18 protein-coding genes are annotated in these 18,583 nt (G+C 64.2%); 1 reads left to right on the forward strand and 17 read right to left on the reverse strand.

Annotation, left to right across the window (positions count from 1 at the left end):
- Nucleotides 1-95: 95 nt before the first annotated feature.
- Together alr and ACIPPQ_RS13345 are read right to left on the reverse strand one after the other, a co-directional pair.
- Nucleotides 96-1,145, reverse strand: coding sequence for an alanine racemase (gene alr / locus ACIPPQ_RS13340; RefSeq protein ID WP_446544562.1), 1,050 nt, complete (start codon nt 1,143-1,145; stop codon nt 96-98).
- A gap of 44 nt (nt 1,146-1,189) precedes the next feature.
- Nucleotides 1,190-2,830 carry an MFS transporter gene (locus ACIPPQ_RS13345; RefSeq protein ID WP_446544563.1) on the reverse strand — a complete coding sequence of 547 codons (1,641 nt, stop codon included), beginning with the start codon at nt 2,828-2,830 and terminating at the stop codon, nt 1,190-1,192.
- A 115-nt stretch (nt 2,831-2,945) separates the two neighbouring features.
- Between ACIPPQ_RS13345 and ACIPPQ_RS13350 the strand changes: the two genes are divergently transcribed.
- Nucleotides 2,946-3,713 (forward strand): cyclase family protein, encoded by a 768-nt coding sequence (locus tag ACIPPQ_RS13350; protein ID WP_446544564.1) that lies wholly within the window; start codon nt 2,946-2,948, stop codon nt 3,711-3,713.
- A 12-nt stretch (nt 3,714-3,725) separates the two neighbouring features.
- Here the strand turns inward: ACIPPQ_RS13350 and ACIPPQ_RS13355 are convergent, their stop codons facing one another.
- The 15 genes from ACIPPQ_RS13355 to nuoF are packed head-to-tail and all read right to left on the reverse strand — an operon-like array spanning nt 3,726 to nt 18,581.
- Nucleotides 3,726-3,986 (reverse strand): DUF1467 family protein, encoded by a 261-nt coding sequence (locus tag ACIPPQ_RS13355; protein ID WP_446544565.1) that lies wholly within the window; start codon nt 3,984-3,986, stop codon nt 3,726-3,728.
- 16 nt (nt 3,987-4,002) lie between these two features.
- A complete protein-coding gene (locus ACIPPQ_RS13360) occupies nt 4,003-5,637 on the reverse strand; it encodes a ribonuclease J (RefSeq protein ID WP_446544566.1) in 1,635 nt (544 codons plus the stop codon).
- Complete coding sequence (locus tag ACIPPQ_RS13365) at nt 5,634-6,419, reverse strand: type III pantothenate kinase (RefSeq protein WP_446544716.1); 786 nt, start codon at nt 6,417-6,419, stop codon at nt 5,634-5,636. Before ACIPPQ_RS13365 ends, ACIPPQ_RS13360 begins: the two co-directional genes overlap by 4 nt.
- Before the next feature lie 2 nt (nt 6,420-6,421).
- Complete coding sequence (locus tag ACIPPQ_RS13370) at nt 6,422-7,225, reverse strand: biotin--[acetyl-CoA-carboxylase] ligase (RefSeq protein ID WP_446544567.1); 804 nt, start codon at nt 7,223-7,225, stop codon at nt 6,422-6,424.
- Nucleotides 7,147-8,580 carry an NADH-quinone oxidoreductase subunit NuoN gene (nuoN, locus tag ACIPPQ_RS13375; RefSeq protein WP_446544568.1) on the reverse strand — a complete coding sequence of 478 codons (1,434 nt, stop codon included), beginning with the start codon at nt 8,578-8,580 and terminating at the stop codon, nt 7,147-7,149. Before nuoN ends, ACIPPQ_RS13370 begins: the two co-directional genes overlap by 79 nt.
- Nucleotides 8,577-10,130, reverse strand: a complete 1,554-nt coding sequence (locus tag ACIPPQ_RS13380) for an NADH-quinone oxidoreductase subunit M (protein WP_446544569.1) — start codon at nt 10,128-10,130, stop codon at nt 8,577-8,579. Before ACIPPQ_RS13380 ends, nuoN begins: the two co-directional genes overlap by 4 nt.
- Nucleotides 10,127-12,181 carry an NADH-quinone oxidoreductase subunit L gene (gene nuoL, locus ACIPPQ_RS13385; RefSeq protein WP_446544570.1) on the reverse strand — a complete coding sequence of 685 codons (2,055 nt, stop codon included), beginning with the start codon at nt 12,179-12,181 and terminating at the stop codon, nt 10,127-10,129. The genes ACIPPQ_RS13380 and nuoL overlap by 4 nt, the downstream gene beginning before the upstream one ends.
- Before the next feature lie 4 nt (nt 12,182-12,185).
- Entirely contained in the window at nt 12,186-12,491 is a 306-nt protein-coding gene (gene nuoK, locus ACIPPQ_RS13390; RefSeq protein WP_003051614.1) for an NADH-quinone oxidoreductase subunit NuoK, read from the reverse strand.
- Nucleotides 12,488-13,099, reverse strand: a complete 612-nt coding sequence (locus tag ACIPPQ_RS13395; protein WP_446544571.1) for an NADH-quinone oxidoreductase subunit J — start codon at nt 13,097-13,099, stop codon at nt 12,488-12,490. The genes nuoK and ACIPPQ_RS13395 overlap by 4 nt, the downstream gene beginning before the upstream one ends.
- A 12-nt stretch (nt 13,100-13,111) precedes the next feature.
- Nucleotides 13,112-13,600, reverse strand: coding sequence for an NADH-quinone oxidoreductase subunit NuoI (nuoI, locus tag ACIPPQ_RS13400; protein ID WP_327470313.1), 489 nt, complete (start codon nt 13,598-13,600; stop codon nt 13,112-13,114).
- The gene (locus ACIPPQ_RS13405; protein WP_446544572.1) at nt 13,597-14,106 is read right to left on the reverse strand and encodes a hypothetical protein; all 510 of its coding nucleotides are present in this window, start codon (nt 14,104-14,106) and stop codon (nt 13,597-13,599) included. Before ACIPPQ_RS13405 ends, nuoI begins: the two co-directional genes overlap by 4 nt.
- Nucleotides 14,106-15,149, reverse strand: coding sequence for an NADH-quinone oxidoreductase subunit NuoH (gene nuoH / locus ACIPPQ_RS13410; RefSeq protein WP_446544573.1), 1,044 nt, complete (start codon nt 15,147-15,149; stop codon nt 14,106-14,108). The genes ACIPPQ_RS13405 and nuoH overlap by 1 nt, the downstream gene beginning before the upstream one ends.
- Nucleotides 15,146-15,283: a hypothetical protein gene (locus ACIPPQ_RS13415; RefSeq protein ID WP_156419661.1), complete on the reverse strand. Its 138-nt coding sequence runs from the start codon at nt 15,281-15,283 to the stop codon at nt 15,146-15,148. Before ACIPPQ_RS13415 ends, nuoH begins: the two co-directional genes overlap by 4 nt.
- Nucleotides 15,280-17,292 (reverse strand): NADH-quinone oxidoreductase subunit NuoG, encoded by a 2,013-nt coding sequence (gene nuoG / locus ACIPPQ_RS13420; protein WP_446544574.1) that lies wholly within the window; start codon nt 17,290-17,292, stop codon nt 15,280-15,282. The genes ACIPPQ_RS13415 and nuoG overlap by 4 nt, the downstream gene beginning before the upstream one ends.
- Entirely contained in the window at nt 17,292-18,581 is a 1,290-nt protein-coding gene (gene nuoF / locus ACIPPQ_RS13425) for an NADH-quinone oxidoreductase subunit NuoF (protein WP_446544575.1), read from the reverse strand. Before nuoF ends, nuoG begins: the two co-directional genes overlap by 1 nt.
- Nucleotides 18,582-18,583 lie beyond the last annotated feature (2 nt).

The following is an 18,583-nucleotide window of genomic DNA, read 5'->3' on the forward strand; positions in this document are numbered from 1 at the left end:
TCGATCGAAAAAGGAAAGGGCGCCTCGCGAGGCGCCCTTTTTTTTATTTCCGATGCACCGCCGCCCGCAGCAGCGACCAGCCTTTTGACCGCGGCCTAGTCCCAGATGCGTGCGAAACGCTTCCCCAGCCCGGTCAGCAACTCATATTGCGACAATCCGCTACGCACGGCGGTTTGCGGCAGGTCATAGTCGAGCGCCAGCCAGTCGCCTTCGCTGATCGCACCGGCATCGCTCGCATCGAACGCAATCAGGTCCATCGACACGCGGCCGATCAGCGGCAGCGAGCGCCCCTGCCAGCTTGCGCCGCCACCCGCCGCGGCATGACAGCGCAGGAAGCCGTCGGCATAGCCCATGTTCGCGACGGCGACGCGGGAGGCGCGCGGCGCGGTCCATGTCGCGCCATAACCGACGCTCTCGCCGGCGGGGACGTCCCGCACCTGCAATATGCGCGTTTCGGGATAGACGACCTGGCGGATATGCCCCTCCGCTTCGCCACGCGGCGTGCCACCGTAAAGGGCAATGCCGGGCCGCGTCAGGTCGAAGGCATAGTCGGCGCCGAGACAAATGCCCGCGCTGTTGGCGAGGCTGTAGCGCCGAGCGAGAACCGCTTCGCGAACCGCCCGAAATGCCGCAAGTTGCCCGGCATTCTGGTCGCTATCCTCATCGGCCGAAGCGAGATGGCTCAGCAAGGTTTCGATGCGGAGGCCGTCGAGCGCGCCGGACATCGCCTCTTCGACACGGAGCCCAAGGCGGTTCATCCCGGTATCGACCATCACGTCGCACGGCCGCCCTTCCCCCGCCTCACGCCAGCGCGCGACCTGCGCGAGGCTGGCGAGCACCGGGCGCACGGGGAGCGTGCGTGCAGCGACCATGTCGCTCGCACCAACACCATGGAGCACCGAGAGCGACACGCCCTCGGGCAAAGGCATCAGCGCGGCGGCCTCGGCCCAGGTTGCGACGAAGAAGTCGCGGCATCCCGCCGCGGCGAGATGGCGCATCACCGCACGCGCGCCGAGGCCATAGCCGTCGGCCTTCACCGCCGCGCCGCACGCTGCAGGGCCGCTTCGCGCGGCAAGCCAGCGCCAGTTGGCGACGAGGGCATCGCGGTCGAGGCGAAGGCGGAGCGGCGACGGAACTTCGATCATCCCCCCGCCACTATACGGGTTCGCGGGCCGCGCCAATGGGGTGATCAGGCCGCGGGGGCGGCCCCCGCTGCCGCTTTGTCCCACTGCCCCTCGACCGGGTCCTTGAGCATGAAGGCCGTGACGAGGAATGCGACGAGCACCACGCCCCATGTGTACCACAGGCCGGCATAGGCATTGCCGGTCTTCGCGATGATGAAGCTGGCGATCAGCGGCAGGAAACCGCCGAAATAGCCGGTGCCGAGGTGATAGGGGATCGACAGTGACGAATAGCGGACGTGTGGCGGAAACATTTCGGACAGCAGCGCCGCGACGGGGCCGTAGGTGAAACCCGACAGCGCGCTGAGGCCGAGCAGCGCAAGGAAGATCACCGCGATACTGCCAGCGCCGGGGACCTGCTTCGCGAAATCATATCCCTTCGCTTCCAGTGCGGGCTGCAAGAGCGCCGGATCCTCGCTTGCAACCTCGCGGTCGCCGATCCGGATCTTCACGCTGTCGAAGCCGCTTTCGGTCGCGACCACCGTGTAGGGCACGCCCAGCTTGGTCAGTTCGCCCAGCGTGCGTCCGCACGCCGTTTCCTGTTTCTGGGCAAACGGATCGAAACTGCACTGAGACCCCGTCACCGTCACGGGTGCGCGTTCGGCGGCGGCGGTCAGTGCGGGATTGCCGACGCTACCCATCCACCAGAAGAGCGGGAAGAGCAGCACCAGCGTCGCGGCATAGCCCCAGACGATCGGTTTCTTGCGTCCGACACGATCGGACAGGCGGCCAGCCCAGATGAAAAAGCCCATGCCGACAGCGGCCGCACAGCCGACGATGATTTCGGCGGCGGTATCCTCGACCTTCATCGGTCCTTTGAGGAAGGAGAGACCCGAGAACATCGCTGTATACCAGATCACCGTCAACCCGGCGGCGATGCCGAACAGCGCGATGAAGATACGGCGCGGGTTGCCCGGATAGGTGAAGCTTTCCTTGAGCGGATTCTTCGCGAGCTCGCCCTCCGCCTTCATCGCCTGGAACACCGGGCTTTCGGACAGTTTGAGGCGCATCCACAGCGAAATCGCGAGCAGGATGATCGAGAGCAGGAAAGGCACGCGCCAGCCCCAGCTTTCCCACACGGCATCGGGCATCAGCGCCTTGCACCCGAGCACGACGATCAGACTGAGCACGAAACCGCCGACGACGCTCGCCTGGATGAAGCTGGTATAGAAACCGCGCTTTCCGGGCGGCGAATGTTCGGCGACATAGACTGCAGCACCGCCATATTCGCCGCCGAGCGCCAGGCCCTGCAACACGCGGAGCAGGATCACGATGATCGGCGCGGCAATCCCGATCGTCGCGGCGGACGGGATCAACCCGACGCCGGCGGTCGCGATGCCCATCAGCGTCACGGTGACGAGGAAGGTATATTTACGCCCCAACCGGTCGCCGAGGAACCCGAACAGCACCGCGCCGAGGGGCCGAAAACCGAAACCGACCGCGAACCCGGCCCACACGAGCAGCGTTTCGAGCGTCGCATTGTCACTGGGAAAGAAAGCCTTGCCGATGATCGCCGCGAGGGTCCCGTAGATGAAGAAATCATACCATTCGAACACCGTACCCGCCGACGACGCGGCGATGACCATGCGAATATCTTTCGCGGTCGGTTCGTAAACGGCGCCGGGTCCGGCGGCGGCACTTTCGGTCATATACTCTCCCCCGCCCCATCGCCTTTTGCATGGGGCTTTCGCCCTTCTCTACCGGGCAAGTGTCGCCGCGCAAGCCTTCTTGGCGTAACGTCATTCCGGTGGCAGGATGGTGCCCATGCAGTTCATCGACCTTTCGATCCCGATCACCAACGACGTGGTCTCCGACCCGCCGGTGATGCGCCCGAACATCACCTATATGACCCATGAAAATACGTGGGAGCAGATCGCGATGTTCTTTCCCGGGCTGACGCGCGAAGACCTGCCCGACGGCGAAGGCTGGGCGGTCGAGATGCTGTCGCTGAGCACGCATAACGGCACGCATATGGACGCGCCCTGGCATTATCATTCGACGACCGACAGCGGCGCGTCGCCCGCGCCGTCGATCGACGAAGCGCCGCTCGACCTCTTCTTCCGCCCCGGGGTGAAACTCGACTTTTCGGATCGTCCACACGGCCATGTCGTGAGCGGCGCCGAGGTCGAAGCCGAACTCGCGCGGATCGGGCACGACCTCCAGCCGCTCGACATCGTGCTCGTCCAGTCGGGCGCGATCTATGGCACCGACAATTTCACCGATCAGGGCTGCGGCATGGGCGCCGAAGCGACGCTCTATCTGACAGAGCGCGGCGTGCAGGTCGTCGGCACCGACGCGTGGAGCTGGGATGCGCCGTTCAGCCATACCGCGCGGCGCTGGGCCGAGACGCGCGACCCGTCGATCATCTGGGAAGGGCACAAGGCGGGGCGCATCCGCCCCTATTACCAGATCGAAAAGCTGACCAACCTTGCCGAGATCCCGGCAACGGGGTTCACCTTCAGCTGCTTCCCGGTGAAGATCGAGCGCGCCAGCGCGGGCTGGATCCGTGCGGTGGCGCTGGTGGACGATTGAACGTCGGGCCCTTTACGCCCGCCCGGTCAGCACGTCGGGGTCGGCCCAGCCGTTCACATAGGCGATGTAATAGAGGGCGAAGGTGACCGTCGCTGCGATCGTCATCTGCAGAAGGATGCGGCCGGGGCGAAAGGTGGCGGGCGCACCCGGTTCCTGTCCGCGGACCAACGGCGTCGCATCGTCGCTCGCGCGCCGGCCATGAAAGGGCAACACGAAAAAGGCACTGAACGCCCAGAACAGCAGGTAGATGGCGAGCGCCGAAGTCCATTTCATCGCAGTCGTTCCCCGATCAGATTTCGACGAGCATGACGTCGACGACGGGTTTCTTCCCCGTCCAGTCGGTCGCGACGCGGCGCACGCCGAGGCGGATCGCCTCGCGTAGCCGGTCCTCGTCGCGCGCGGGCCCGGTGGCGGCCTGCTCGGCGGCTTCGCGCATTTCGTCGATGAAGGCCTCGCGCTCATCCTCGACCGGCACACCGCGATAGCTGACCGCGCTTTCGACGAAGCGCTTGTCGGAGAAGATCGCCGCGACGGTGATATGGCCGTTGAGCGACAGCTTGCGCCGCTCATTGATCGTCTCGCCGTCGGCAGGCAGAATGACATCGCCGTCGAGGATCAGCCGTCCCGCATGCACGCGTTCGACGATCTTCGCGGCGCCCGGCGCCAGCTTCACCAGGTCGCCATTTTCCTGCACCAGCGCGTGCGGCACGCCCGTTTCGAGCGCGAAGCGCGCCTGTTCGTGCATATGGCGGATTTCGCCATGAACCGGCAGGACGAGTTTCGGCCGCAGCCAGCCATAGAGCGCCGCGAGTTCGGGCTGCCCCGGATGGCCGCTGACGTGGATATGGGCCTGCTTTTCGGTCACCGTCAGCACGTCCTTGGCGGCGAGCTGGTTCATGATCCGCCCGATCGCAACCTCGTTACCGGGGATCTGCTTTGACGAGAAGACGACGGTGTCGCCGGCCTCGAGCTTGATCTGGTGGATGTCGGCCGCCATGCGTGCAAGCGCGGCGCGGGGTTCGCCCTGCCCGCCCGTTGCGATGACCATCACCTTGTTGCGCGGCAGGCGCATCGCCTCGTCGAAATCGACCGTCGGCGGGAAATCCTTCAAATAGCCGACCGAACGCGCGACGCCGAGAATGCGGTCGAGCGAGCGGCCCGCGACGCACAGGCTGCGTCCCGTCGCCTTCGCCACCGCGCCCAGCGTTGCGAGACGCGCGGCGTTCGACGCGAAGGTGGTGACGACCACCCGGCCCTTCGCCGCGCCGACCGCTTGCTCCAGCCCCTTGCGCAGGCCGCCTTCACTGCCCGAGGCTTCGGGATTGAAGGCGTTGGTCGAATCGCAGACGAGGACGTCGACGCCTTCATCGCCGATCGCGGTCAGCGCCGCGGCGGTCGCGGGCTGTCCAAGGATCGGTTCCTCGTCGAGTTTCCAGTCGCCGGTGTGGAAGACCCGACCGTAAGGCGTGTCGATCACCACCGCGCTCATTTCGAGGATCGAGTGCGCCAGCGGAACCAGCCGGATACCGAAGGGGCCGAGCTGGAAATTGTCGTCGATATCGACGGTCCGGAGGTCGACGTCCTTCTCCAGCCCCTCTTCGGCGAGCTTGTGCGCGATCAGCCCCGCGGTAAAGCGGTTGGCATAGAGCGGCACGCCGAGGTCGGCGGCGAGATACGGCAGCGCGCCGATATGATCTTCGTGCCCGTGGGTCAGCACGATCCCGAGCAGGTCCTTCTTGCGATCCTCGATGAATTCGAGGTCGGGCATCACGATGTCGATGCCGGGATAATCGTGGCTGCCAAAGGTCACGCCGAGGTCGGCCATGATCCATTTGCCATCGCAGCCATAAAGATTGGCGTTCATGCCGATCTCGCCCGATCCTCCCAATGCGAGGAAAAGAAGCTCCTTGCCCGGAGTCGTCATGTCGTTGGCTTCCATTGATGATAAAGGTGCATCAACCCGTTGAGCGTCAGGTCGGGTTCGATACGATCGAACAGGTGTCCCTGTTCCTGAAAAAGTGTGGCGAGGCCGCCGGTTGCGATGACGGTGAGCGGCTTGCCGATTTCGGCCTTCATCCGCGCGATCAACCCTTCCATCATCGAGACATAGCCCCAATAGACGCCGATCAGCATCTGGCCTTCGGTCGTGCGGCCGATCACGCTCGTCGTCGCGGGCGCTTCGATCGCGATGCGCGGCAGCTTCGCAGCGGCGGCGACGAGCGCTTCGAGCGACAGGTTGACGCCGGGGGCGATGATCCCGCCGAGGTAGGCGCCGTCTGGGCCGATATGGTCGAGCGTCGTGGCGGTGCCGAAGCTGATGACGAGCTTGTCCTTGCCGGGCTCGACCGCCTGCGCCGAGATCGCGTTGACCGCGCGGTCGGCGCCCACGGACTGCGGCTCGTCGACCTTGAGCGCGATGCCCCAGGTTACCGGCTCGCGCCCCGCGACGAGCGCCTCGACGCCAAAATACTTCACCGCCAGCAGCTGGAGATTGTGAAGCGCGCGCGGGACGACCGTCGAGATGATCACCGCCTCGACGTCGGCGCGATCATGCCCCTCGATGCGCATCAGCTGGTCGAGCCACACCATATATTCGTCGGCGGTGCGACGGTCGTCGGTCGCGATGCGCCAACGCGCAAGCAACTCCGCCCCGCGGAACAGCGCGAATTTGGCGTTGGTGTTGCCGACATCGATCGCGAGCAGCACGGTCAATTCCCCTCCTTCACGGCTCGTTGCAGTTCGACATCGCCCGCATGGATCAGCATGACCTCTCCGCCCGCACGGCGCAAGCGCAGCGCCCCGTCGGGCGCGAGGCCGTCGAATGTTCCGTCGATGCCCTGCTCTGACACACGCAGCGGTGTCCCGATCGGGTGCGCCTGCGCGGTCCAGGCGGCGGTGATGCGGTCGATGCCTTCGTGCCGCCAGATCCACAGCGCGTCGGTCAGCGCGACCGCGAGCACTTCGGCAAAGCGGTCGCGATCGATCGTCACACCCTTGTCGGCAAAGCAGACGGTGGGCCGGTCGGGCAGCTCGGGTGCCGAAACCAGATTGACCCCCATACCGATGACGATGCTGTCCCCTGCCCGTTCGAGCAGGATGCCGGTGCATTTTACGCCCTCGATCAGCAGGTCGTTCGGCCACTTCAACCGGGCGTCGACGGCCGGCGCGAGGGTCGCGACCGCCTTTGCCAGCGCGACGCCGGCGACGAGCGACAGGCCCGCCGGCGACGGGTCGCCCGCGGTCAGGTGCACCACGGTCGATCCCATGAAATTGCCGAGCCCGTCACCCCATGCGCGGCCAAGGCGTCCGCGTCCGGCGGTTTGCCGGTCGGCGACGAGCCAATGCCCCTCGCCGACATGCTCGCCGCCTGCCAGCCGCGCCAGCAGGTCGGCGTTGGTCGAACCTGTCTGCGCGATCCGCTCTATCGGCGGGATCAGAACAGCACCGCAGCGGCGCTGGCCGAAACGACCGCCAGCACGGGGATGAAGAGATAGCCGATGACCGAAAGCCACAGCGCACTCGCGGTGATCACCGCATCCTCGACGATCACGCCGCCGCCAGCCGGAATCTCGGTGTCCGACTTGTCATCGAAATACATCATCTTGATGATCGCGATGTAGTAGAATGCGCCGATCACCGAAGCGACGATGCCCGCGACCGCCAGCGGCACGAGGTTCGCGTTCACCGCGGCCTCGAACACCAGATACTTCGGCCAGAAACCGAAGAGCGGCGGGATGCCGGCCAGGCTGAACATGAACACCGCCATCGCCGCGGCAAGACCCGGACGGCGCTGCGACAGGCCGGCGAGCGCCGGGATGCTCTCGATCTGGTTGCCGCCCGCGTCGCGCAATTGCAGCACGACGAGGAAGGCGCCGAGCGTGGTCACGACATAGACGAGCAGATAGGTCAGCACGCCTTCGACCCCCTGCTGCGTTCCCGCAGCGAGGCCGATGAGCATGAAGCCGACATTGTTGATCGACGAATAGGCCAGCAGGCGCTTGATATTCTTCTGCCCGATCGCGCCGACCGCGCCGAGAATGATCGATGCGAGCGCGAGGAAGATGATGATCTGCTGCCATGCGCCGACCGCCGGGCCCATCGCGTCGATCACGACGCGCGTCATCAGCGCCATCGCCGCGACCTTGGGCGCGCTCGCGAAGAAGGTCGTCACCGGGGTCGGTGCGCCTTCGTACACGTCGGGGGTCCACATGTGGAACGGCACGGCGCTGACCTTGAAGCCAAGGCCCGCGAGCACGAACACGATGCCGAAGATCAGCCCGATGTTGAGTTCGCCGCCGAGCACCTTCGCAATACCGGCGAAATCGGTCGTGCCGGTGAAGCCGTAGAGCAGCGAAATGCCGTAGAGCAGCATGCCCGATGCGAGCGCGCCGAGGACGAAATATTTGAGGCCGGCTTCGCTCGACCGGTCGTCGGTGCGCATGAAGCTGGCGAGCACATAGGCGGCAAGGCTGTTGAGCTCGAGCCCGACATAGAGCGTCATCAGGTCGCGCGACGAGGCCATGATGCCCATGCCGAGCGCGGCGAACAGGATCAGCACCGGATATTCGGCGCGCATCGTACCGCTGAAGAAGCGCGGCGCGATGAGGATGCTGACGAAGCTCGCGGCATAGATCAAGAGCTTGGCAAAGCCGCCGAAGCCGTCGACCGAAAGCGTGCCCGAGAAGACGGTCGTTTCGACGCCGAACAGCGCGACGACGGCCGCCGCAGCGGCGGCGAGCGTCAGCAAGGCGCTGAGCTGGTACAGGCCGACCTGCCGGTCACCAAGGAAGGTACCGATCATCAAGGTGATCAGCCCGCCGATCGTCAGGATCAGTTCGGGCCAGATGAGCATCAGGTCGGCGGTCATTGGGCGCCTCCTGCATGGGCCGAGCCGTGGGCGGTTTCACCATGCGCCTTGGCGGGCTTCGGCTTGCCGGCAGCGAGATGCGCGTCGCCCGCCGGTTTCGCCGGAGCGAGACGCGCGACGACGGTGGTCACGTCACCGCGCATCGGCGCGAGGAAGCTTTCGGGATAGACACCCATCCACAGCGCCACAGCAGCGAGCGGTGCCAGGATCGCCCATTCGCGGGGGTTGAGATCGGGCATCGCCTTCACATCGTCCTTGGTGAGTTCGCCGAACACGATCCGGCGGTAGAGATAAAGCATATATGCGGCGCCGAGGATGATCCCGGTCGTGCACACGAAGGCGACCCAGCTCGAGGCTTCGTAGATGCCCGCGAGGCTCAGGAATTCGCCGACGAAGCCGCTGGTCCCCGGAAGGCCGATCGACGCCATGGTGAACAACATGAAGAAGAGCGCATAGGCCGGCATGTTCACTGCGAGCCCGCCGTAACGGTCGATCTCGCGCGTGTGGAGCCGGTCATAGATCACGCCGACGCAGAAGAAGAGCGCGGCCGAGACGACACCATGGCTGAGCATGATGATCAGCGCGCCTTCGATGCCCTGCTGGTTGAACGCGAAGAGGCCCGCGGTGACGATCGCCATGTGCGCGACCGACGAGTAAGCGATCAGCTTCTTCATGTCGCTCTGCGCCAGCGCGACGAGGCTGGTGTAGACCACCGCGATCATCGACAGGCCGAACACGATCCACATCAGCTGCGCCGAGGCATCGGGGAACATCGGCATCATGAAGCGGATGAAGCCATAGGCGCCGAGCTTCAGCAGCACGCCCGCCAGGATCATCGAGCCCGCGGTCGGCGCCTGCACGTGCGCGTCGGGAAGCCATGTGTGGACGGGCCACATCGGCATCTTGACCGCAAGGCTGGCGAAGAAGGCGAGCCACAGCCAGGTCTGCATTTCCGGCGGGAAATTATAGACCAGCAACGTCGGGATGTCGGTCGTTCCGGCCTCTGCGATCATCGCGATCATCGCGATCAGCATCAGCACCGATCCGAGCAACGTGTAGAGGAAGAATTTGAACGCTGCATATTTGCGGTTCGCGCCGCCCCAGATGCCGATGATGAAGTACATCGGGATCAGGCCTGCTTCGAAGAAGATGTAAAAGAGCAGCAGATCCTGCGCCATGAAGACGCCGATCATCACGACTTCCATGATCAGGAACATCGACATGTAGAGGCCGACGCGCTGCTTGATCGATTCCCAGCTCGCGAGGATGCACAGCGGCATCAGGAAGACGCTGAGCATGATCAGCATGAGCGCCATGCCGTCGATGCCGAGCGCCCACTGGAAACGCCCGAACAGGTCGGCCCGCTCGGTGAACTGCCACTGCGCGCCGCCGATGTCGAAATTCGCCCACAGGACACAGCCGAGGACAAAGGTCACCAACGTCGCGCCGAGCGCAACCCAGCGCGCCGTCTTGTCGCCGGTAAACAGGCAGAGGATGGAGGCGACCGCGGGGACCGCCAGCATCAGCGAAAGGATCGGAAAGCCGCTCACAGGAAATTCACCATGGCCCAGCTGGCAAGGCCGACAAGACCGAGCAGCATCACAAACGCATATCCATAAACATAACCCGATTGCAGCCGGACCGCGAGACGGGTCCCCCCAGCGACGAGCGCTGCCGCACCATCGGGACCGAAGCGGTCGATGGTCTGTTCATCGCCGCGCTTCCAGAAGAAGCGGCCGATCGCGAAGGCGGGCTTCACGAAGACGATGTTGTAGAGCTCGTCGAAATACCATTTGTTGTACAGGAACTGGTGGAGCAGCTTGAACTGCGCCACGAAGCGCGCCGGCAGCGTGGTGTTGCGGATATAGCTGTTCCACGCGAGGAACAGGCCGATCGCCATCACCGTGAACGGCGTCCACTTCACCCACAGCGGGACTTCGTGCGCGGCGTGCATCAGATGCTCGTCGAACGCGAGGCTGCCGTTCCAGAACGCCATGCCCTCTTCGGGGTAGATGAACTGGTGGTGGAACGCGATGCCCGCGAACACCGCACCGATCGACAGCACGACCAGCGGGATGAGCATCGAGAGCGGGCTTTCGTGCGGGTGATAGCCCGCGGTGCCGTCGCTGTGCGCATCGTGATGGTGGTGGTGGTGATCGTCGTGCGCGGCGTGCGCATGATCGTCATGGCCGTGGCCGTGATCGTCGTGGACCGCGTGCTGGATATGCTCGCTCTGTTCCCAGCGCGGCTTGCCATAGAAGGTCAGGAAGACGAGGCGCCACGAATAGAAGCTGGTGAGGAAGGCGACGAAGATGCCGACCCAGAAAGCAATCACGCCGCCGCCGCCGCTCGCATAAGCGGCCTCGAGGATGCCGTCCTTCGAATAGAAGCCGGCAAAGCCTGCAACGCCCGCAATACCGACACCGGTGATCGCCAGCGTGCCGAGCATCATCGCCCAATAGGTGATCGGGATCGATTTCCGCAGATTGCCGTAATAACGCATGTCCTGTTCATGGTGCATCGCGTGCATGACCGAACCGGCACCGAGGAACAGCAAAGCCTTGAAGAAGGCGTGCGTGAACAGGTGGAACATCGCGGCGCCATAAGCCCCCGCGCCGGCGGCGAAGAACATGTAACCGAGCTGCGAGCAGGTCGAATAGGCGATGACGCGCTTGATGTCCCACTGCGTCGTCGCGACGGTCGCGGCGAAGAAGCAGGTCGCGGCGCCGACGAACATCACGACACCCTGCGCGACGTCCGAGGTTTCGAACATCGGCGACAGGCGGCACACCATGAAGACGCCCGCGGTGACCATCGTCGCGGCGTGGATCAGCGCCGACACCGGGGTCGGGCCTTCCATCGCGTCGGGAAGCCAAGTGTGCAGGCCAAGCTGCGCCGACTTGCCCATCGCGCCGATGAACAGCAGCAGGCAGAGGATCGTCATCGTGTCGAGGCGCATCCCCATGAAGGTAATGCTGCTGCCCGCCATGCCCGGTGCGGCGGCGAGGATCTCGGGGATCGAGACCGTGCCGAAGACAAGGAAGGTGCCGAAGATGCCGAGCATGAAGCCCAGATCGCCGACGCGGTTGACGACGAACGCCTTGATCGCTGCGGCATTGGCGCTCGGCTTCTTGTACCAGAAACCGATGAGCAGGTACGACGCGAGACCGACGCCTTCCCAGCCGAAGAACATCTGGACGAGGTTGTTCGCGGTCACGAGCATCAGCATCGCGAAGGTGAAGAGCGAGAGATAAGCGAAGAAGCGCGGCTGGTCCGGGTCTTCCTCCATATAGCCCCAGCTATAGAGGTGGACGAGCGCCGACACCGTCGTGATCACGACGAGCATCACCGCGGTCAGCGTATCGACGCGCAGTTCCCAGTTGAACTGGAGCGCGCCCGACGAAACCCAGTGCAGTACGGGCACAACGCTCGCTTCGCCGCTGCCCGTCACGAAAGACAGGAAGATCGGCCAGCTGAGCGCGCAGCTGATGAACAGCGCGCCCGTGGTTATGATTTTCGACGGCACATTGCCGATCACGCGCTGCCCGAGGCCTGCGACAAGCGCCGCCAAGAGCGGCAGGAAAACGATCGCCTGGATCACCGGTTCACCCCTTCATCCGGTTGGCATCGTCGACGGCAATGGTGCCGCGGCCGCGGAAGTAGATAACGAGAATGGCAAGACCGATCGCGGCCTCACCCGCAGCGACGGTCAGCACGAACATCGAGAAGACCTGCCCGACGAGATCGCCGAGCGCGGCGCTGAACGCGACAAGGTTGATGTTCACCGCCAGCAAGATCAATTCGATCGCCATCAGGATGACGATGATATTCTTGCGGTTGATGAAGATGCCGAGCACGCCGAGCGTGAAGAGCACCGCCGAAACGGCGAGATAATGGCCGACCGAAATCACAGTTCCATCCCCTGCCCGACGCCCGGATCGACGAGACGCGTCGCATCCTCGGGACGGCGCCGGTTCTGCGCCGAGATATTCTGGGTGCGCACCCCGCCGCGCTTGCGATGCGTCAGCACGATCGCGCCGATCATCGCGACGAGGAGGACGATGCCTGCCGCTTCGAACAGGAAGATATACTTCGTGTAGAGCAGCTCGCCGATCTGCTGGATATTGCTCTTGTCGCTGACGACCGGAGCCGCACGCGCCGCAAGGTCGACCCCGCCTGCGCTCCATGCGCCGACCGCGAACACCAGTTCAGCGGCAAGGATGATCGCAACGAGCGCGCCGAGCGGCAAGTAGCGCACGAAACCGGCGCGGAGTTCGGCGAAATCGATGTCGAGCATCATCACAACGAAGAGGAACAGCACCGCGACCGCGCCGACATAGACGATGACAAGCAGCATCGCGATGAATTCGGCGCCCGCGAGCAGCATCAGACCCGCCGCGTTGAAGAACGCGAGGATCAGCCACATGACGCTGTGGACGGGGTTGCGCGCGAAGATCACCATCGCCGCGGAGGCGATGACGATGGTCGCGAACAGGTAAAAGGCGATAAGCTGGATCATGTGCGCGCGCCCTTACCGATAGGGCGCGTCGGCGGCAAGATTCGCCGCGATCGCGCGTTCCCATTTGTCGCCATTGGCGAGCAGCTTGGCCTTGTCATAGAGCAGTTCCTCGCGCGTTTCGGTCGCGAATTCGAAGTTCGGCCCCTCGACCACCGCATCGACCGGGCACGCTTCCTGGCAGAAGCCGCAGTAAATGCACTTGGTCATATCGATGTCGTAACGCGTCGTGCGGCGCGAACCATCTTCGCGCGGCTCGGCCTCGATCGTGATCGCCTGCGCCGGGCACACCGCTTCGCAAAGCTTGCACGCGATGCAGCGTTCCTCGCCGTTCGGATAACGGCGCAGCGCATGCTCGCCGCGGAAACGCGGGCTCAGCGGGTTCTTCTCGAACGGATAGTTGATCGTCGCCTTCGGCTTGAAGAAATATTTCAGCGTGAGGGCGTGCGCCTTCACAAACTCCCACAAGGTGAAGCTTTTGACGAGATGGGCGATGGTGCTCATTTGGTAGTCACCTCATTAGGCGCGTAATTATTGTAATAGTCGTCGGCTCCATCTCCGACGAACACGCCGCACCAACCGGATTTCATGTCCCTATCGCCGGACACAAAACCAAGATTCGCTTGAAAAACTTCCTTGTTTTCATCGCCAACCTTGGAGAATTTGCGCGGTTCGAAAGACGATACGACGAGCAAGCTGCCGCGTCCGAGCTTGTCGTCCGACCTCATTGCAAGAATCGGTGTCTTCGTCTTGTCGTTCAGCTTGAAATCGAAAAACCTCAACGGAAGGCTTCCAATCAAATTTGCCGGGTCCTTCGCAGACAAAGCGTAGGTCATTTGTGCGCCCTCCTGATTGTTCTTCAGGAGCACGGTCAGTGGCATTTCCGGCTTCTTCTGACCCTGCTTGGCGAACATGCAAGCGAAGGCTGTCGCCGGCATAGGTTCCTGCGCATTCGACACAATGGGCATTGTCAGGGCTGCACCGAGGAAAAGGAAAAGCGTGTTCCGCATTACCCGTACCTCGTCAGCATCAGATAGCCGGAGATCAGGAAGATCCAGAGAAGCGAGATCGGCAGGAAGACCTTCCATCCGAGCCGCATGAGCTGGTCATAACGGTAGCGCGGGACAGTCGCCTTGACCCAGCTGAAGACGAAGAAGAAGAAGAGGATCTTCGCGAACAGCCAGACAATGCCCGGAACGGCATAGAGCGGCGCCCAGTCGATCGGGGGCAGCCAGCCGCCCCAGAAGAGCACGGCGTTGAGCGTGCACATCAGCAGGACGTTGGCATATTCCCCGAGCCAGAAGAGCGCAAAGCTCATCGACGAATATTCGGTCTGGTAACCCGCGACGAGTTCGGATTCCGCCTCGGTCAGGTCGAACGGCGCGCGCGCGGTTTCGGCGAGCGACGAGATGAGGAACATCACCGCGAGCGGGAAGAGCAGCAGGTTGAAGCCGAAGGCGTTGACGATGCCGAGCCCGTGGCCCTGCTGCGCTTTCACGATCTCGTTCATATTGAAGCTGTCGGCGAAGAGCACGACGCCGATCAGGATGAACCCGATCGACACTTCATAGGAGATCATCTGCGCCGAGGCGCGCATCGCCGAGAAGAAGGGATATTTCGAGTTCGACGCCCAGCCCGACAGGATCACGCCATACACGCCGAGCGACGAAATCGCGAGGATGTAAAGCAATCCGACGTTGATGTCGGCGAGCACCGCGCCCGAATTGAACGGGATCACCGCCCACGCGAGCAGCGCGACGGTGAAGGTGATGATCGGCGCGATCAGGAACAGGCCCCGGTTGGCGCCCGACGGGATGATCGTTTCCTGCAGGAACACTTTCAGGCCGTCGGCAAAGCTCTGCAGCAGGCCGAAGGGACCGACGACGTTCGGACCGCGGCGCAGCGCAATCGCCGCCCAGATCTTGCGGTCGGCATAGATGATCATTGCGACTGCGAGCATCAGCGGCAGCGCGATGAGCAGGATGCCGCAAATCGTCGCGACGCCCCACGCCCAATTCGGGTCCATGCCCCAGGAGATGAAGGTCTCGGTCATTTCCGGGTCCCGTCCTGGTTGCGCCAGCCGTTATGCGGCCCGGGCTTTTCCGACTTGCGCGGATTGAAACCGCGCCACACCGAATAGCCCATTCCGACCAGCAGGATGCTGGCAATTGCATGCACCGGGGTCATTCCGCGGCCTCCGCAAAATCCACGCCATGGATCAGCTCTTCCGAGCAGCGCTGCATCGTCGGCGACGCGCGGCAGATGGCGTTGGTGAGGTAGAAATCCTTGATCGGCGACGGGATCGCGCGCGCCTCGGGCTTCGCGGGCAGCTTCGGCACCGTCCAGCCATAATCGGCGATCGCTTCGACGCCGAGCGCCGGCACCGCCGCGATCATCGCTGCGCGGCACTGCGCGAAGCTGTCGAAACCGAGCGAGACGCCGAGCGCGTCGGCGAGCGCGCGGAAAATGCTCCAGTCCTCGCGCGCGTCGCCGGGTGCGAACACCGCTTTCTCGCTACGCTGGACACGGCCTTCGGTGTTGACCGTCGTGAAGTCCTTTTCGGTCCATGCCGCGGCGGGCAGGATGACGTCGGCAGCATGCGCGCCCTTGTCGCCATGATGGCCGACATAGACTTTGAACGTATCGGGCAGCGCGGCGAAATCCACCTCGTCAGCGCCGAGGAAGAAAGCGAGCTTCGGCTTCGCCGCGATGACATCCTTGATGCCGCCGGGCAGGCCGTAGCCGAGCATGAGCGACCCCATGCGCGCGGCCGAGAAATGCACGACGTTGAAACCGTTCCAGCCTTCCTTGACCGCGTTCACCGACTTGGCGAGCGCGAGGCCCGCGCCGTGGACGCCGGGCACCGACAAGGCGCCGCCGCCGAAGACCAGCATCGGGCGCTCGGCACCCTTCAGCGCGTCGAGCACATGCGCGGGAAGCTTTGCGACAAGCGACGCATCGTCACCGAGCCACTCGGTCTTGTACGTCAGGTCGGTTTCGGGGCCGATGGCGAAAACCTTCGCGCCCTTCTTCCACACCGCCTTCCGGACGCGCGTGTTGATCAGCGGCGCTTCCCAGCGCAGGTTCGTACCGACCAGCAGGATCACGTCGGCATTTTCGGCCTCGGCGATGCCGGTGTTGAAATTGACCGCCGACAGGCTGGTGACGTCATAGTCGAGCCCGGTCTGGCGCCCTTCGAGCAGGGTCCCGCCGAGCGCGTTCACCAGCGACTTCGCCGCGAACATCGTTTCGCAATCGGCGAGGTCGCCCGCGATCGCCGCGACCGACGAACCGGCGCCCACCGCCTTGATCGCGGCGAATGCCTCAGCCCATGTCGCTTCGACGAGCTGGCCGTCCTTGCGCACGAACGGACGGTCGAGGCGGCGACGGACGAGGCCGTCGACGTGGTGGCGCGTCTTGTCGTTCGCCCATTCCTCGTTCACGTCATCGTTGACGCGCGGCAGCACGCGAAGGACCTGGCGGCCCCGCGCGTCGATGCGCACATTGGTGCCGACGGCGTCCATCATGTCGATGCCGAGCGTCTTGGTGAGTTCCCACGGACGCGCTTCGAACGCATAGGGCTTCGACGTCAGCGCACCGACCGGGCAGAGGTCGACGACGTTGCCCGACAGCTCGCTCGCGACGGCGCGTTCGAGATACGACGTGATCTGCATATTCTCGCCGCGATAGATCGCGCCGATGTCTTCCACGCCCGCGACTTCCTCCGCAAAACGGACGCAGCGCGTGCACTGGATGCAGCGGGTCATCACCGTCTTGACGATCGGACCCATATATTTCTCGGTGACCGCGCGCTTGTTTTCGTCATAGCGCGTCGCGCCGCGGCCATAAGCGACCGACTGGTCCTGCAGGTCGCATTCGCCGCCCTGATCGCAGATCGGGCAGTCGAGCGGGTGGTTGATGAGCAGGAACTCCATCACCCCTTCGCGCGCCTTCTTCACCATCGGGCTGTCGGTCTTGATCACCTGCCCTTCAGCGGTCGGCAGCGCGCACGATGCCTGCGGCTTCGGCGGGCCAGGCGACACTTCGACGAGGCACATGCGGCAATTGCCGGCGATCGACAGGCGTTCGTGGTAGCAAAAGCGCGGGATTTCCTTCCCCGCCAGCTCACACGCCTGCAGAACGGTCGCGCCCTGCGGGACGTCGAGTTCTACGCCATCTACGGTTACTTTAGGCATTATTCGGCTGCCTCCAGCGCGCCGCCATTCTCGCGGATGCGGCGCTCGATTTCGGGGCGGAAATGCTTGATCAGGCCCTGGATCGGCCACGCCGCGGCATCGCCGAGCGCGCAGATGGTATGGCCTTCGACCTGCTTCGTGACGTCGTACAGCGTGTCGATCTCGCTGATGTCGGCGTCGCCGGTGCGCAGCCGCTCCATCACGCGCCACATCCAGCCGGTGCCTTCGCGGCACGGCGTGCACTGGCCGCAGCTTTCATGCTTGTAGAAATAGCTGATGCGGCTGATCGCCTGGACGACGTCGGTCGACTTGTCCATCACGATGGCGGCGGCGGTGCCGAGGCCCGAACCGACGGCCTTCAGCCCGTCGAAGTCCATCGGGCAGTCCATGATCTCGGCCGCCGGAACCAGCGGAACCGACGAACCGCCGGGGATGACGGCGAGGAGGTTGTCCCAGCCGCCACGGATGCCGCCGCAATGCTTGTCGATCAACTCGCGGAACGGGATGCTCATCTCTTCCTCGACGACGCACGGCGTGTTCACATGGCCGCTGATCTGGAAGAGCTTGGTGCCTTTGTTATTCTCGCGCCCGAAGGACGAGAACCACGGCGCGCCGCGGCGCAGGATCGTCGGGACGACCGCGATCGACTCCACATTGTTCACCGTCGTCGGGCAGCCATAGAGGCCCGCACCCGCCGGGAACGGCGGCTTGAGGCGCGGCTGGCCCTTCTTGCCTTCGAGGCTTTCGATCATCGCGGTTTCTTCGCCGCAGATATACGCGCCGGCGCCGCGATGGACGAAGACGTCGAAATCATAGCCCGACTTGGCCGCATTCTTGCCGAGCAGGCCGGCGTCATACGCCTCCTGCACCGCGGCGAAGAGCGTCTCGGCCTCGCGGATGAACTCGCCGCGGATATAGATATAGGCCGCACGCGCGCGCATCGCGAAGCCCGCGATCAGCGCGCCTTCGATCAGCTTGTGCGGATCGTGGCGGATGATCTCGCGGTCCTTGCACGAACCGGGTTCGGATTCGTCGGCGTTGATGACGAGGAAGCTCGGGCGGTCGGCGCGCGGCTCTTTCGGCATGAACGACCATTTGAGGCCCGTCGGGAAGCCCGCGCCCCCGCGGCCGCGGAGGCCCGACGCCTTGATCTCTTCGATGATTGCGTCCTGGCCGCGCTTCATCAGATCCTTGGTATTGTCCCAATCGCCGCGCATTTGCGCCGATTTGAGGTTCCACGGCTGGAAGCCGTAGATGTTGGTAAAGATGCGATCCTTATCGGCGAGCATGG

The organism is Sphingopyxis sp. LARHCG72 (assembly GCF_052871675.1).